The 1,045-nt window shown below is 60.8% G+C and carries 1 protein-coding gene; it reads left to right on the top strand.

The window, feature by feature from the left end; translation table 11 throughout:
• Window positions 1–566 precede the first annotated feature (566 nt).
• On the top strand, window positions 567–1,045 hold a 479-nt coding region (locus H483_RS0120465), incomplete at its 3' end, for an ElyC/SanA/YdcF family protein (protein ID WP_238556456.1).

Here is a 1,045-nt window from a genome sequence, read left to right as displayed (position 1 = left end):
CCCGCAGACCGCGTACACAACCTGCGTGGGCAGTACACCTAGTACCGTGTGGCCGTGTTGCACCGCGTTGTCACCGAGTTCGAACGAGGTGCGCACCCCCGCCCGGCGCCCTCGAGCAGGCACTTGCCTCGCTCTGCCTGCCGCAGACGGACTTAGGACTTGACCGAAGTTTGCTCCACGACCGATAAGGGCCCTGCCCGCACCTGGGGGTGGATGTGATCACTCGTTGTGACACCCAGCGACGCAAATGGCGATTGCTTCAGACTGCTTTCGAGGCCTAGATCTTGCCACACCACAAACACAATTAAGTGACCGGCGCCGCGGAAGGGGCCCGCGGCTGCGGTGTCCCTATTCCGCACGAGCAGGACGAGCGGAGGTATTTATCCCAGTTCGCTCATCGTCGCGGAGACGGCGACACCATTCTAGGGATTTAGACTTCGCGACCGGTTATCAGCAGGACTATTTGGCAGGTGGGCACTACACAAGTTCGCGTTTTGTACGTAACCATCTCACCGAGTACTGGTGACCTCAGCCGTTACACAGGTTGGGCCCGTAGCCTCATATCCGTGAGACCCCGCTCGAAGCGCCGCCGAAACGTACTCGTCGCGTTACTTCTCATGCTGGTGATTGCCATATTGGCAGGACTGGCCGCAGCGCGGGCGGTTCTCTTTCCGCGAATCGACTCCCCCACGCACGCAGACGCCATCGTGGTGGTAGCCGGAGCCAACGATGATCGTTATGTATACGCGCGGCATCTCGCTGAAAACGGCTTGGCTGGCCGCATTCTGGTGTCTCAGCCGTCGCCCGGAGGAGATAGTCCATATGCAACCGCAATCGATTCGTACTGCGAGGCCGGCCCAGTTATTGCTCGGGACGGGCGACGAATCGCGGTCGAGTGCTTCAAACCCGATGTCGGGACGACTGAGGGCGAGACGACAGCCGCCACCCGAATTGCGCGCGAGCGCGGATACGACTCTCTATTGGTCGTGACCTACTGGGAGCACGTGTCGCGGGTCCGTATCTACTTCGAGCAGTGCTTCGACGG

Source organism: Dietzia sp. UCD-THP (assembly GCF_000349585.1).
Lineage (GTDB): Bacteria > Actinomycetota > Actinomycetes > Mycobacteriales > Mycobacteriaceae > Dietzia > Dietzia natronolimnaea_A.
The sequence above is the reverse complement of the archived record's forward strand: the minus strand, read 5'-3'. Positions and strand labels throughout refer to the sequence as shown.